Below are 13,598 nucleotides of genomic sequence, written 5' to 3' on the forward strand. Positions count from 1 at the left end.
ATGGCGGCAGACGCCGATGAGTGCGAAGAAGCAGTAACAGCGAGGGACGACACCCCAACAAGGTAGACCGCGTCTCACCATGATCGTGTTACGAGCTCTCATGTCCGGCAGATTGGTGTGGGGGGTCGTCAGCATGGGTGGGGTCCTGGCCGAGGGTTCGTGAAGCGTTCGGCTGCGGCCGTGTGGCCAGCCTGGGTGGTGTGGACGATGACCCGGTGGGCCAGTGCGCTGACCATGCCCAGGCCCCGGCCGTGTTCGGCGTCCTGGTCCTGGTGCTCGACCTTCGGGGCCGTGGTCGTCCCTCCGTTGTCTGTCCCAGGTGGAAGGTGCCGCTGTCCTGGCCGCTGGCTGTGTGCAGGATCGCCTTCGCGCTCAGCTCGCTCACGATCAGTTCGGCGTCCTCGGCCAGGGGTGATCCGCGCAGGATGTCGCGGGTCCAGCGGCGGGCCCGGCTCACCTCTTCGAGGAATCCCGACTTCCACGATCTGCGGCACACAGGCAACACGCTGGCCTCGACGGCCGGGACCAGCACGCGGGAGCTGATGACGCGGATGGGGCACAGCAGCAGCTCGCGGGCCGCGTTGATCTATCAGCACATGACCAGTGACCGTGACCGGGCCGTCGCGGATCGGCTCGGGGCCATGATCCGCGAGGGTGGGGGAGCGGCCTCCGGCTAGGGATGTGGCATCCACGTGGCATCTAGTGGCACGTGTGTGGCACGACCCCGGACACGGCGAAGGGCCAGCCCGGGAGGTAACCCTCCTGAGCTGGCCCTTTTGCTGTGCCCCCGGCAGGATTCGAACCTGCGACACCCGCTTTAGGAGAGCGGTGCTCTATCCCCTGAGCTACGAAGGCGGGGTATCCGTCGACGAGCGTGTCCGTGGTGGGAGCTACGTGTCGTGGACAGATGGGTGAGCGGACGGTGAGGGTCTGCTCGCCGCGGCCAGTGTAGCGGGTGGGCTGCTGGGTGTGGGGTGCGGTGGGGGTGGCGGGGCCCGCCGCCGCGGTGGGGCGCGCCGCCGCAGTGGGGGCCGTCGCCGTGGTGGGGCCTTCCGCCGTGGTGGGGCCCCGTCGTGGTGGGGCCCACCGTGGTGGGGGCCGTTGCCGCGGCCACCGTTTCTATCCTCCGTTTCGGGCGAGGACCAGGCGGCCGACGGGGGTGGGGACCACCTGGACGTCGGTGAAGCCGGCGGTTCGGAGTTCCGTGGTCAGGGACTCCGCGCTCGCCACCGGCGGGATGCCGCGGCAGTCGGCGAGGAGTGCGTCCAGGGACGCGCTCGGGGTCGCGGGGGAGGAGTCGTCCGGGGGTGGGGTCAGTTCCTGTACGAGGAGGAGGCCGTCGGGGGTGAGGGCGCGGCGGATGGCGGCCAGGGTGACCTCGCGGGTGCCGTGGGGGAAGAACGCCTGGGCCCAGTAGCAGACGGTGTAGACGGCTTCGTCGTCGAGGTGCCGGGCGTCGGCGTGGCGTATCTCCACGCGGGAGGCCACGTCGGCGGCTTCGGCCCGGTTCCGCAGTTCCTCGACGACGTCGCCGGCCCGTTCGACGCCGACCGCGCGCAGCTCCGGGTACGCCGTCACGGTGCTGAGCAGCGCTCCGCCGACCCCGCTGCCCACGTCGAGGAGCGGGCCGCCCGCGGTCAGCCGGTCGTGGTACTCCGGCAGTTCCGCGTAGGCCATCCCGAACAGGGCGCGTGAGGCGTCGGAGGGCAGCATGCCCCAGTCCCGGGCGACGACGAGCGCGTCCTCCTGCCAGTCGTACGGCGCGTCCGCCGACAGCGCCGTACGGACCCGGTCGCGGGCCGCGTCGACGGCGTCGAGTGCGATGTCCGTGCGTATGCCGGACGGTCCGGCCTGGAGTGCGGCGAAGTCTTCGGCCAAGGTGAAGGCGGGTGCCGTTCCCGGGGTTGCGGCCTCACGCACCACCCCGGCCGCGAGGAACACCTCGACGGCCCGGCGGGCGCGTTCGGCCGGGATGCCGCCGAGGCCGGCGAGGTCCTCGGCGGTGACGGGCCGGGTCAGCGCCTCCAGCCACCCTTCCGACGCCGCCGCGTGCAGCAGGTCGAGCAGTTCGGCGCCCTCCGCCCACTGCCGGATACGGGCGCGGGCACCGAGGGCCGCCTGCAAAGCTTCGAGTTCCGACTGCGGTTCATCCACCATGTTCCGACTCCTCGACTCCCTCATCGCTTCCCCTTCGGGCTCGGGCCGTCAGACTGGCGGGAGGGCGGCGCGGAGACGAAGCCGCCGCGCCGACGAGATCCGGTACCGGCCCCCTCGGGCAATCGGGGCCGTCGGCGTCGGGCAGTCCCGCCGTCACGAACAGGCAGTTCGCCCGTCGCCCTCGGGCAGATGGTTCGTCCGTCGCCCTCGGGCAGATGGTTCGTCCGTCGCCCTCGGGCAGACGGACCCCTCGGCGAACACCTCGTGGACCCGGGCCGCCCCGGACGTCAGGACCCCGGCAGGGTGTTCACGTACGGGACGCCCGCCGACGCGAACCCCGTCGCCGCGGCCTCCGCCGTCTTCGCGGACACCGTGGCGCCGGAGGCGTAGTAGAGCCAGTCGACCCGCATGTCCCATGTGCGGGACGCCCCCTTGAAGGGGAGGTCGATGAACCAGGTGCTCATGTTGATCGTCATGCGTTCGCGGGGGAAGTGACGGCTGCCGCTGGTGAAGAGGGTTTCTCCGTCCACGGAGTAGGTGGTCCTCCCCTTCACCGCGGTGATCGCCAGCGTGTGCCAGCCGCTGAGCTTGCGGGTGTGGGAGCTGGTGACGCGGTCGTTGCGGGTGCTGTCGCGCCAGCTGGTGGTGTCGAGACGGGGACCCAGGCTGCCCCAGCCGCCGTTCGGCATGTACTCGTAGTCGAGTTCGCTGTACTTGGACGAGGTGTGGTCGGGGGAGATGGTGAAGAGGGACTCGGCGATGTGGTCGCCGTCCTTGCCGCTCGTCGGTTCGTCGCCGAAGTACACCCGGGCGACGAGCGTGCCGGTGAAGAACGTGGGCCGGGCGGTGTGGAACTCCGCCTGCCGGGTGCCGCGCTTCGTCCCGTCCGTGCGGGCCACCAGCCGCAGTGCCTGGCCGCCGTCCCCACGGTCCTCCTCGCTGCTCCCGGTGCTCCCGCTGCCGCCGGTGCTCCCGCTGCCCCCGGGGCTCTCGCTGCTTCTGTCGTCCCCGCTGCTCCCGGTGCTCCCGCTGCTCCCGTCGTCCCCGCTGCTCCCGCCGTTCTCACCCGCCGGGAAGCTGACGCCGGACGTCGACCACGTGCCCTTGATGCCCGGGCCGCCCTCGTCGTCGCGGACCTCCCAGCCGTTCGTCTTGAGCGCCGGGTCGTGCGGGCCCGCGTAGGCGAAGTCGTCGAAGAGGACGGACTTCGGGAGCGCGGCCGCGGAGGCCCCGGCCCCCGGCGGTGCCGTGCCGTCCGGTTCCTCGCCCCACACATGGGTGCCGCCGAGGTAGGCGGTCACCAGCTTCGACGCCGAGTACGTGGTGTCGTCGGCGTTGAACGAGCGGTCGTTGGCCTGGTTCAGCTTCGCGTGGTCGACGCGGTAGAGCTGTAGTCCGATGCCCTGGCTGGTGCCGCCGGGCGCCAGGGTCCCCGTACCGGCCGTGAAGCCGATCTCGAGGTAGTGGTCGGCCTTCTCCGCGGGCTTGTCGAAGGCACCGGTGCGCTGGGTGACGTGCGAGCAACCGAGCGCCGTCTGCACGCAGTTGGAGCCGTACGCGGAGTCGCCGTCGGCCGTGTAGTAGTACCGCAGCCTCACGTCCGCCAGGTTCACCGTCTTCCCGGAGGTGTTGATGATTTCCAGCCACGGCGCGGCCACCGCCGAGGTGGCCGGCGCGCCGGTACGGTAACGGACCGTGAGCGCGGAGGGGTCGCCGTGCGAGGACCGCCACAGCGAGCGGAACAGCACACCGCCCGCCGCGACGACGCACACGCACAGCACGAGGACGAACACGTTCCGTCCCCGTCGGGGGGTGCCGCGGCGGCGGCTCGGGCGGGTGTCGCGGCGGCTCACGCGGATATCCCGGACGGCCGCGGGCGCGTGGCCTGGGGCATCTGTCGCACAGCGCGGGCACGGCCGTTTCTCTGGCTGATCACCGGCGCATCCTAGGCACACTCCGCCCAGTGCTCCACACTGCGGTCATCCCGGCCCCTGTGGTGTGGTTTTCGTCACTGTCGCTCAGTGTCGCTCGCTGTGCCTTATCGACTCCCAGCATCCGAATTATCAGCCTTTTGAGTGGTAAGGCCGGGCGCATTCAGATGGTTTGGGGTTCAACTACGCAGCCGTCGTGCCACGGAGGGTCGCGGTCTTGCCCTGGGCTGTGCGATCACCATGAGGTAGTTTCCGGCCAGGGGGTTTCACTTCACGAACACAACTGAACACAACGTAGGGGCGTTGTGTGAATGGACCGGGTGGGGGGCTGGCAGTGGCCGGGACAACGGTGCCGAGCGTGGACGTCGACACGCAGACACAGGCGGACATCGACGACACGCGGACGCGGGCGAACGCCGAGACGCGGAACGCCGCCCGCAGCAGGCATCGCCGAGGGCGCGGCGCGCAGTCCGGGGCGGGGCGCGGTACGCGGCCCGGGGTGCCGGACGAGCTGGTCTACGAGACCGTCGTCCTCGTGCCGGCGCGCAACGAGGAGGTCGGCGTCCTCATGTCGCTGAACTCGCTCGCCGCGCAGACCCGCCGGCCCTCGCTCATCGTCGTCGTGGTCAACAACTCCACCGACCGCACCGAGGAGTACGCGCGCCGGTTCGCCGAGGACGAGAAGACTCCGCCGACGGTCGTCCTCACCTTCGACAACAACCCGCACAAGAAGGCGGGCGCCCTCAACTTCGGCCTGCGCTGGCTGCGCGAGGCGGTCGGCGGGCGGCTCAACAACCGGGTGGGGCACGTCCTGGTCATGGACGCCGACACCGAACTGCACCCGCGGTTCGTCGAGCGGGCCGGCAATGTCATCGCCTCCGACCCGGAGCTCGGCGGCGTCAGCGCCGCCTGCCTCGGCCGCACCGATCTGTGGCGCAGCCCCTGGCAGCGGTTCCTGCTCGGCATGCAGATCATCGAGTACGGCCGTGCCGCCAACGCGCGCTACCGCCGCGACGTGCACACGATGTCCGGAGCCGGCTCCTTCTACCGGGCCGAGGCCCTGCAAGGGCTGATCGACTGGCGCGGCGAGGTCTTCTGGGAGGACCACCGCAACCTCGTCGAGGACTACGAGACCACGCTCGCCCTCAAGGAGTCCGGCTGGAAGGTGACGGCCAACCAGCTCTGCATCGCCTACACCGACCTCATGCCCACCCTCCGTGAACTCATCCAGCAGCGCGAACGGTGGAGCCGCGGAACCGTGGACACCCTGCGCCGGCGCGGCTGGACCAAGTTCACCTGGCACTCCATCGCCACGATGATCATGGGGCTGATGGGTTTCGCCTACATCCTCGGATGGGGCGCCAAGCAGCTCGTACTGCTGGCCGTGCACGGCTTCTCCCACCAGCCGCTCCTGGTGGCGCTGTTCGCCTTCTGGGTCGTCTATCCCGCGCTGCGGGTGCGGAACCTGGGCTGGAAGGCGATGCTCGTCGAGGCGCTGCTGATCCCGGAGCTGGTGTACACGGTCGTCCGGGCGTACTGGCTCGTCGCGTCGATCCTGAAGTCGTACGTGACGCGCGTGTCCGCGTGGAAGTGACCCGGTGAGGCGGAGGAGCGGGCTTCGCAGCGGTCCGGTGAGCCGGAGGAGCCGGGTTCGCAGCGGTCCGGTGAGGCGGAGGAGCCGGGTTCGGAGCGGTCCGGTGAGGCGGAGGAGCCGGGTTCGGAGCGGTCCGGTGAGGCGGAGGAGCCGGGTTCGGAGCGGTCCGGTGGGCCGGAGGAGCCGGGTTCGCAGCGGTCCGGTGGGCCGGAGGAGCCGGCTTCGCAGCGGTCCGGTGAGGTGGAGGAGCCGGGCCGGAGCGGTCCGGTGAGGCGTTCGAAGCAGCAGGTCGAGGAAGCAGGTCGTACGAGATGAACACCCTCAGGGGCCTGGGGGCGGTGGCGGTGCTCGCGGGCATCGCCTACGCGGTGACCAGGGCGACCACCGTGGACGCCCTGATCCTGGTCGTCACCGTCGGTACCGTCGCCGTGTCCGCCTTCACCTATCTCGCGTCCGCCAGGCGCCGCCGGCGGGACCGCCGCACCGCCAACGGACGGATCAGGTCCCGCCGGGCCACCTGAGTACGCGGTGCCCGGCGGGACCCGTCCGGCCGGTCAGAACCGATCCACCGTCGCCCGGGCGGGGTCCGCCGCCGCCGGATCCGGCGCCCGGGTGATCGACTCGCCGTTCGCGAGCGGGATCGTGGACAGCAGGCCCGGCGGGAGGGCGAAGGCGTCGGCCAGCGTCGCCAGGTGCGGGGCCGACTGTGCCGTCGCCGCGTCGAGGGCGCGCGGCAGGGACCGCACCTGGTCGGGGGTGAGCAGGCCCTCCGCCAGCAGATCGCCGGTGTGCGCGCGGAGGCGGCGCAGGAGGAAGAGCCGGCACAGCGCGCGCAGGACGGCCCGGGCCGTCGGGTCCGTGGCGCGGTCGGCCGCCGTGAGGAACGCGTCGGCGGCCACCCGGCAGGCGTGGACCTCGACCATCTCCAGTGCCGGTGCCGACGTGGCGTTCCAGCGGCCCATCGGGTCGCCCGACGGGCCCTCGCGCAGGGCGGTCCGGGCGCGGTTCTGCCAGATCGATTCCGCGTGGAGCAGCAGGTCGCGCAGGAAGGCCGGGTCGTCGAGATCACCGGGGCCGCCGGGACCGGCGAGGCCACCGGGAGGGGCGGCGAGGCCGCTGGGGTCGCCGGGGCCGCCGGTGTCGCCGGGGGTCGTGCGGGCGGGCGGGAGCGGGACCCGGTGGCCGAAGACCATCTCCGACGCCGCCTTCACCCAGATCACCAGGTTGTCGCCCTCGGCCGTGATGCCGCCCTCGATGCTGGCCGGCAGGTCGGAGATGCCGTTGGCCGGGAACAGGCCCTGGGCGCCGCAGCGTTCGCGGCACTCGATGGCGATGTCCCGGGCCTGCCAGGTGATCCAGCCCTTCGCGACCGCGGCGAGCCGCTCGACCTCCTCACGGTCCTCGTCGCTCCGGGCGGCGAACCGGTCCACCACCGCGCGGTGCAGGAACGTCATCGCGTACGCCGTCGCCAGCGCGTCGAGCAGCCGGCCGTGGTGGCTGCGGTGGGCGGCGACCGGGATGCGCTCGCCCGTGCGCGGCCCGGCGATCCGGCGGCTGTGCGCGTGCCGGACGGCGAGGGTGACCGCGGCCCGGGCCATGCCCAGCGTGCCGGCGCTCATGCACAGCTTGCCCATCGTGACCCGGCCTATCGAGCGCAGGAACCGCTTGCGCCGGTTGCCGAGCGTGCTGGTCAGCGTGGAGTCGGGGGCCAGCCGTCCGTGCTCGCCCTGGAGCAGCGCCTCGCGCGGCAGCCGGACGTGGTCGAAGGAGGTCAGACAGTGGTCGACGGGCGTGCCGGTGCGCTCGGGCAGCCGGCGGACCGTGACGCCGGGCAGATGACCGCGCGCGTCGCTGAGCGGGGTGAGGAAGAGGAAGATGCCCTGGTCCTCGCCGTCGATGAGGAGGCGGGCGGCGACGACGGCCGTCTTGGGGCCGCCGGTCAGACTGGTGTTCGGCATGAACTTGGCCGCGCCCGGCGTCGGCGTGTGCAGGTCGAAGCCGCCGCTCGCGCGGTCCAGTACGGCGACGGTCTCCATCGCGGCGACGTCGTTGCCGTGCTCCAGCTCCGTGCAGAGGAACGTGCCGACGCGGCGCATGGCGGCGAAGGGGGACAGATCACGCGTCCCCGTCGCCCCACCGTCGTGGTCGCCCTGGTGGTCGACCTGGTGGTCGTGGTCGACGAGGCTGCCGAGGAACAGGTTGTAGTGGATGCTCGCCAGCGTCGTCAGACCGCCGTCCACCGGGCCGATCCACTCGTGCAGCGCCGCCAGCCGGTGCGGATCGGCCGCGAACGCCACGGGGGCGGCGGGAGCTTCGGCGGTCAGCGCGTCGTTGAGGAGGCGCAGACGGTCGTACGACAGCGCGGCGCGCTCGGCGGGGGAGAGGCCGGGGCGGTAGGTGAAGGCCGGGCCGGCGACGAGCTCCCGCCAGGTGCCGTGGGTGCGGTCGGGGTCGGGGTCCGCGAAGAGCAGGCGCGTCAGATCCGCCCGGACGGCGGCCTCGGCATCGGCCGCGGCGTGGGAAGTTCCGGCATCGGCCGCGGCATGGGGAGTTCCGGCATCGGCGCCCGGGTCCTCGGCACCGCCGAGCGCGGCGTCCGGCGCGGACGGCACCCCGGGGGCCGGTCTTCCCGACGGGGGCGGGAGGAGCCGGCGGGATGCTTCCGTCCGTAAGGCCTCGGACGTCGTGACGGTCATCGAGTTCCCCCCTGGGGTGGGTCGGTCTCCTGGTGTGCGGCGGCCGGTGTGGAGAGTGGGACCGGAACGTGTCGATCCGGATACCCGGACGTCGAAGATAAGGACCGGCCGGTTTTCTTTTCAAGGGCCACAACCGGCATATGCCTCTCCGACTTCGTGAAGATCGTAGAGGGGCAAGGGGCGGGAGGGTACGGAGGGGTGCAGAAGCCGGAACAAGCGGGGCATCGGGGGCTGTTCCCGGCAGGGTTGAAAAAACCGTGCGGCTGGTTTTACTGTCCGGGCATTCCTTGAGGATGTTCCTCGCGGACATTCCTCGAACAGATGAACGGGGCGGGGTGCGAGTGGCGCGGCAGGAGCGGGCCATCCGGACGCGGCAGGCCATCCTGGTCGCCGCGGCCGAGGTGTTCGACGAGGTCGGATACGAGGCGGCGACCATCTCCGACGTGCTGCGCCGGTCGGGGGTCACCAAGGGCGCCCTCTACTTCCACTTCGCGTCCAAGGAGGCACTGGCCCAGGAGGTCCTGGCGGCGCAGGTCTCCTCCCTGCCCCGGGTGCCGGAGCAGGACCTGAAGCTCCAGGAGTCCCTGGACGAGGCGCTGTTGCTCGCCCATCTGTTGCAGGGCGGCACCGGCGACCCCATGGTCCAGGGCAGCGTGCGCCTGACCGTGGACCAGGGCTCGGCCAAGGACAACCTCAACCGCCGGGTGCCGATGCGGGACTGGACCGAGCACAACCGCGCACTGTTCGAGGAGGCCAGACACCGGGGCGAGATCCTGGCGCACGTCGATGTCGCCAACCTCGCGCGGCTCTTCGTCGGCGCGTTCACCGGCGTGCAGGTGCTCTCGCGGATCATGACCGACCGCGCCGACCTGCCGGAACGCGTCGCCGACCTCTACCGCTACCTGATGCCGGCCGTCGCCGCGCCCGGCGTCCTGGTCCGCCTCGACTTCTCGGCCGAGCGGGGACCGAAGGTGTACGAGGCGGCACTGCGCCGCAGAGAGGCGGAAGCGGAAGCGCGGACCGACAGCGAGGCCGCCGCGCCCGGCTGACCCCAACGGGCCCCGCCGCCCCGCCACGTGCCGCCCGCCACTCGCCGCTCATCCCGACCCGCTCGCTCTGCCCTGCTCGCCCCGTCCCGCCCCGCGCTGCCCCGCCCCGCGCCACCTCCCGGCGGCGCCCACACCTGCCCGATCGAACGGAGTGCACGGATGGACCCCGACGTTTGCCCGTACGCCCTCGACGTCGCCGGACGCGACCCGGCCGGGGAGGCCGCGCACCTGCGGGCCATGGGCCCCGCCGCGCGCGTCGAACTGCCCGGCGGGGTCACCGCCTGGGCGGTCGTGCGGCAGAAGTACCTCAAGCGGCTGCTCATGGACCCCCGCGTCTCCAAGGACGGCCGCCGGCACTGGCCGGCGTTCGCGGCCGGGGAGATCGGCCCGGACTGGCCGCTGTACCCGTGGGTGGCCAACGAGAACATGCTCTTCTCCTACGGGGAGCACCACGCGCGGCTGCGCCGCCTGGTCGCCGCCGCGTTCACCGCCCGCCGTACGCAGGCGATGCGGCCCCGGATCGAGGAGATCACCGAGGCGCTGCTCGACCGGCTCGAAGCGCTGCCGCCCGGCCAACAGGTCGACCTGCGCGCCGAGTTCGCCAACGTGCTGCCGATGCGCGTGATCTGCGAGCTGTTCGGGGTCGCGGAGGAGTCGCGTGAGCGGCTGTGCGGCCTGCTCGACCTGGTGTTCGGTACGGCGGTGCCCGGCGCGGAGATGGCGGCGGCGCAGCAGGAGGTGTTCGGGATGCTCGCCGAACTGGTCGCCGAGAAACGGGCCCGTCCCGGCGACGACCTCACCTCGGCGCTCATCGCGGTCCGCGACGACGACGAGGAGGGGGACCCCGGAGCGGGCACCGCCCGTCTCACCGAGCCCGAACTGCTCGGCACGCTCTACCTGATGATCGCCGCCGGGCAGGAGACCACCTGCACGCTGCTCACCAACGCCGTCGCCGCGCTCTGCGCCGACCCGGAGCAGCGTGCGCACGTCCGGGCGGGGCGCGCGGACTGGGCGGACGTGGTCGAGGAGACCCTGCGCGCGCACGGGCCCGCCGCCTACTCGCCGATGCGGTTCGCCGTCGAGGACATCGACCTGGACGGCGTACGCATCGCGCGCGGCGAGCCCATCCTGGTCAACTTCGCCGCGGCGGCCGTCGATCCGGAGGCGTACGGGGAAAGCGCCGAGGGCGGCGAGGGCAGCGAGGGTGGCGACGGCGTGGCGGCCTTCGATCTGCTGCGGCCGGGCCGCCGCGAGGACCTGGTCTTCGGGTACGGGGCCCACCGCTGCCTGGGCGCGCCGCTGGCCCGGCTGGAGGCGACGACCGCGCTCGCGGCGCTCTTCGCCCGCTTCCCGGATCTGGAGTCTGTTCTTCCGGTGGAGGAGCTGGGGCGGGTGCCGTCCTTCATCGTCAGCGGATATGCCCGGCTTCCGGTCGTGCTGCGTACCGACTGAGCTGCGACGAAGGGGCGTTCACCCGGCGCGCGGCGGGCGCGCGCCGGGCGCCTCCGGGTGCGCCCGTCCGCGTCTCACGCCTTGTGCGCCCGCTTGAAAACAGCGCGAACGGTTTGTTAGTTTCGCTCGACCCTCCAGCAGCCCGGAGCGACCGATGGCCAAGCAGGAACGTGCGGTACGCACGCGGAACGCGTTGATCGAGTCCGCCGCCGAACTGTTCACCCGGGACGGTTTCGAACTCGCCTCCCTCGCCGGGATCAGCTCCCGGGCCGGGGTGAGCAACGGGGCGTTGCACTTCCACTTCGCCAGCAAGGCGGCGCTCGCCGCGGCGGTGGGCCGGGCGGCGGCCGAGCGGTTCGACCGGATGACGGCGGCGGAGCGGCCGTCGCCGCAGTACGGGGGCTCGTTGCAGGCGCTCGTCGACGCGAGCCACGCCCTGCTGGACGGGCTGGCCCACGACGCCGTACTGCGCGCGGGGTTCGACCTCAGCGACGGTACGGCGGTGGGGTCCGGGGAGCGGGAGGACCTGTACGCGCGCTGGCGGGAGTGGGTGGAGCGGGCCGCCGCCCGGGCCGGCCGCGAGGCGGTGCTGGCCGGGGACGTCCAGCCCCGGGACCTGGCGACCGCGGTCGTGGGCGCGACGGTCGGCTTCGTCGCGCTCGGCGGGCACGACGGGCGCTGGCTGGGCCGGCCCACCCTGACCCGGTTCTGGACGCTGCTGCTGCCCCGGGTGGCCGCGGGCCCGGTACGGCGCGCGCTGGTGCCGGCCGGGCGTCGGGCGGAGCCGGCCCGGGACCCGGCGGTGTACGGCCGCGCACCCCGACCGGCACCGGCGACACCGTAGGGGCGCCCGGCCGGGGCCGCGCGCGCCGGATGCCCGCCCGGGGTCGCACGGGCTGGATGCCCGGCCGGCGCCGCGCGCGCTCGCTGCCCGGCCAGGGCTTTACACGCTCGGTACCCGCCGGAACCGTCCCGCCACGTGCAGGTCCGCCTCGATACGGGCGGCCGTCTCGCGCAGCCGGGGGAGGATCTCCGTCTCGCACGCCTCGGCGGTGCGGCGGCCGCTGTGCAGGGCGACGTTGACCGCGGCGACCACCCGTCCGTCGCGCTCCCGCACGGGTACGGCCACCGACCGCAGCCCCTCCTCCAACTCGCCGTCGACCAGCGCGTACCCCTGCCGCCGTACGCCGTCCAGGATCACCCGCAGCCGGTCCGGGTCGGTGACCGTGCGCCCGGTCGGGGCCGGCAGCACGGCCGGGAGGCGCGGGTCGGGGCGGCCGGCCAGCAGGACCCGGCCCAGCGCGGTCGGGTGGGCGGGCAGCCGGGTGCCGACCGAGACATGGACGCTCAGCACCCGGCCGGCGGAGGCCCGGGCGACGTACTGGATGTCGTCGTCGCCCGTGAGGACCGCGAGCGAGGACGACTCGTGCAGGTACTGCGAAAGCGCCGTCAGATGCGGCTCCGCGATCTCCGCGAGCGTCGTGCGGGACAGCGGCGGGAAGCCGAGGCCCAGGACGCGCGGGGTGAGCCGGAAGCCGCGGCCCTGCGCGGTGACGCAGCCGAGGTGGCGCAGGGTGATCAGTGCCCGGCGCGCGGTGGCCCGGGCGAGCCCGGTGGCCTCGGCGACCTCGCTCAGCGTCAGCTCGGCGCGGCCCTCCCCGAACGCGGTGATCACCGTCAGCCCCCGGGCCAGCGACTCGACGAACTCCCGGCCCAGCTCCTGCTTGGACGCGCCGGTCCACCGGGCGAGCCCGGACGCCGGTGCGGGGGAGGGCGCCGCCGGCGGGGCCGCGGCCAGCTCCCGCTCCATCGCGGCGACCGCCGTGCGCAGCCGGGGCAGCAGGCTCTCGCGCAGGTCCTCGGCGGTGTGCCGGCGGGTGTGGCTGACGATGCTGACGACGCAGGCGATACGGCGGGCGGCGGCGGTCCCGGAGCCCGGCGCGTCCGGTGCCGGTTCCCGGACCGGCATGGAGAGGGCGACCAGGCCGGGTTCGATGAGCTGGTCGTCCAACGCCCAGCCGTCGCGGGCGGCCGTGGCGGCGCGCTCCTCGAAGTCGTCGCCCGGGGCGTCGCCGGTGGCGCCGGCCGGGGGGCGGCTGCGGGCCGGGACCGCCGGGAAGCCGCGGTCCTCGGGGTCCGCCGCGCGGCGGGCGCGCCAGCGCGCCCAGTCCGCCTCGTCCCACTCGGTCGCGAACAGCGGGCCCGGGGCGGTGCGCTCGGCGGGCAGCAGATCGCCGATGCGGAAGCTGAGCGACATCGCGCGGCGGCGGGTGGCCTGGTGGATGAAGCGGATGCCGTCCTGGTCGGGGACGGCGAGCGAGACGGACTCGTCGAGCTCGTCGGCGAGCGCGTCCGCGTGGCCGTCCAGGAGCCGGGGCAGGCGCAGGGCCGCGAGGTAGGCGTTGCCGAGTTCCGCCAGACGGGGGGCGACGAGGACGTCGCGGTGCTCCAGGCGGACGTAGCCCATGCGGGCGAGGGTGGCGGTGATGCGGTCGACGGTGGAGCGGGCGAGGCCGCTGGAGCGTTCGAGGGCGCTGAGGGAGCAGGTGCCGTTCGCTTCTGTGAGACGGCGGAGGACGGCGATGCCGCGGATCAGGGGGGCGACGGCCTCCGCGGGGACGCCGGGGGCGTCCGCGCGGAGGCCGTCGCCCCCCTGATCCGCGGCATCGCCGTCCTCCGCCGTCTCACAGAAGCGAACGGCACCTGCTCCCTCAGCGCC

At 73.3% G+C, this 13,598-nt stretch carries 9 protein-coding genes, 1 tRNA gene and 1 pseudogene; 5 read left to right on the plus strand and 6 right to left on the minus strand.

What is annotated here, in order from left to right; all coding sequences use genetic code 11:
- Nucleotides 1-128: 128 nt before the first annotated feature.
- The 4 genes and pseudogenes from IO29_RS39825 to IO29_RS30395 all read right to left on the minus strand — a co-directional run bounded on the left by IO29_RS39825 (nt 129) and on the right by IO29_RS30395 (nt 3,950).
- A pseudogene (locus IO29_RS39825) lies at nt 129-457 on the minus strand (ATP-binding protein).
- 325 nt (nt 458-782) lie between these two features.
- Nucleotides 783-855 (minus strand) — tRNA-Arg (locus tag IO29_RS30385).
- A gap of 264 nt (nt 856-1,119) precedes the next feature.
- Nucleotides 1,120-2,157 (minus strand): SAM-dependent methyltransferase, encoded by a 1,038-nt coding sequence (locus IO29_RS30390; protein ID WP_030383311.1) that lies wholly within the window; start codon nt 2,155-2,157, stop codon nt 1,120-1,122.
- Between the two features lie 287 nt (nt 2,158-2,444).
- Entirely contained in the window at nt 2,445-3,950 is a 1,506-nt protein-coding gene (locus IO29_RS30395) for a cellulose binding domain-containing protein (RefSeq protein WP_051708029.1), read from the minus strand.
- A 496-nt stretch (nt 3,951-4,446) separates the two neighbouring features.
- On the opposite strand from IO29_RS30395, the gene IO29_RS30400 reads away from it, so the two are divergent.
- Nucleotides 4,447-5,682, plus strand: a complete 1,236-nt coding sequence (locus IO29_RS30400; RefSeq protein WP_030383313.1) for a glycosyltransferase family 2 protein — start codon at nt 4,447-4,449, stop codon at nt 5,680-5,682.
- Nucleotides 5,683-5,993: 311 nt separating this feature from the next.
- Nucleotides 5,994-6,203: a hypothetical protein gene (locus IO29_RS30405; RefSeq protein ID WP_030383314.1), complete on the plus strand. Its 210-nt coding sequence runs from the start codon at nt 5,994-5,996 to the stop codon at nt 6,201-6,203.
- A 33-nt stretch (nt 6,204-6,236) separates the two neighbouring features.
- Here the strand turns inward: IO29_RS30405 and IO29_RS30410 are convergent, their stop codons facing one another.
- Entirely contained in the window at nt 6,237-8,378 is a 2,142-nt protein-coding gene (locus IO29_RS30410; protein ID WP_078618583.1) for an acyl-CoA dehydrogenase family protein, read from the minus strand.
- 341 nt (nt 8,379-8,719) lie between these two features.
- Here IO29_RS30410 and IO29_RS30415 point away from each other — a divergent pair, with 341 nt between their 5' ends.
- The 3 genes from IO29_RS30415 to IO29_RS30425 all read left to right on the plus strand — a co-directional run bounded on the left by IO29_RS30415 (nt 8,720) and on the right by IO29_RS30425 (nt 11,723).
- The gene (locus IO29_RS30415) at nt 8,720-9,427 is read left to right on the plus strand and encodes a ScbR family autoregulator-binding transcription factor (protein WP_030383316.1); all 708 of its coding nucleotides are present in this window, start codon (nt 8,720-8,722) and stop codon (nt 9,425-9,427) included.
- A gap of 159 nt (nt 9,428-9,586) precedes the next feature.
- Complete coding sequence (locus IO29_RS30420) at nt 9,587-10,879, plus strand: cytochrome P450 family protein (protein ID WP_030383317.1); 1,293 nt, start codon at nt 9,587-9,589, stop codon at nt 10,877-10,879.
- Between the two features lie 154 nt (nt 10,880-11,033).
- On the plus strand, nt 11,034-11,723 hold the full coding sequence (locus tag IO29_RS30425; RefSeq protein WP_051708030.1) for a ScbR family autoregulator-binding transcription factor: 690 nt from the start codon (nt 11,034-11,036) through the stop codon (nt 11,721-11,723).
- A gap of 99 nt (nt 11,724-11,822) precedes the next feature.
- On the opposite strand, the gene IO29_RS30430 is transcribed toward IO29_RS30425, so the two are convergent.
- Nucleotides 11,823-13,475 carry an IclR family transcriptional regulator domain-containing protein gene (locus tag IO29_RS30430; RefSeq protein ID WP_234307704.1) on the minus strand — a complete coding sequence of 551 codons (1,653 nt, stop codon included), beginning with the start codon at nt 13,473-13,475 and terminating at the stop codon, nt 11,823-11,825.
- Nucleotides 13,476-13,598: the final 123 nt, after the last annotated feature.

It is taken from the genome of Streptomyces sp. NRRL F-6676 (genome assembly GCF_000725625.1).
GTDB lineage: Bacteria > Actinomycetota > Actinomycetes > Streptomycetales > Streptomycetaceae > Streptomyces.

What these genes read in the sequence shown, in the direction of transcription:
- IO29_RS30390 (WP_030383311.1), bottom strand. Translation starts at nt 2,157, where the DNA reads ATGGTGGATGAACCGCAGTCGGAACTCGAAGCTTTGCAGGCGGCCCTC.
- IO29_RS30405 (WP_030383314.1), top strand. Translation starts at nt 5,994, where the DNA reads ATGAACACCCTCAGGGGCCTGGGGGCGGTGGCGGTGCTCGCGGGCATC.
- IO29_RS30410 (WP_078618583.1), bottom strand. Translation starts at nt 8,378, where the DNA reads ATGACCGTCACGACGTCCGAGGCCTTACGGACGGAAGCATCCCGCCGG.
- IO29_RS30420 (WP_030383317.1), top strand. Translation starts at nt 9,587, where the DNA reads ATGGACCCCGACGTTTGCCCGTACGCCCTCGACGTCGCCGGACGCGAC.
- IO29_RS30425 (WP_051708030.1), top strand. Translation starts at nt 11,034, where the DNA reads ATGGCCAAGCAGGAACGTGCGGTACGCACGCGGAACGCGTTGATCGAG.